1 pseudogene is annotated in these 515 nt (G+C 55.3%); it reads left to right on the forward strand.

Annotated elements, in window-relative coordinates:
* Nucleotides 1-377 (forward strand): annotated as a pseudogene (locus Q1B04_RS19970) (integrase core domain-containing protein); the annotation flags it as partial.
* Between the last annotated feature and the right edge of the window lie 138 nt (nt 378-515).

The raw sequence follows: 515 nt of genomic DNA on the forward strand, positions 1-515 counted from the left end.
ACCGGGAGGCCCTGCACATCGAGGTAGACTTCTCTTTGAAAAGCAACCGGGTGGTATGGGTGCTGAACCACCTGATAAAGCGCAGGGAGAAGCCCCAGCGCATCCGCATGGACAACGGCCCGGAACTGATCGCCTCCCTGATGGAGGAGTGGAGCCGCATGCACGGCATTGAGTTCATCTACATCCAGCCGGGCAAACCGACTCAGAATGCCTTTGTGGAGCGTTTCAACGGCACCTTCAGAAGAAATGTGCTGGATGTGCATCTGTTTGACTCGCTCGATCAGGTCAGGCAGATAGCACAGAGCTGGCTGGAGGATTACAACCAGCTGCGGCCTCACGATAGCCTGCAAGGCATGAGCCCGGTGGAGTACGCCAGGGCCGTCGCAGGGGGCGTTCACAGTGGATAACCCCTCCAGGGTTACCCACAATGAACACCCATAGTAGTGGTGATAGAAGTGATTTGAAATATGTTGAATACTCTACTCCTAAACGGTTCTAAAACCGGGGAGCCGACA

The organism is uncultured Pontibacter sp. (assembly GCF_947495565.1).
Lineage (GTDB): Bacteria > Bacteroidota > Bacteroidia > Cytophagales > Hymenobacteraceae > Pontibacter.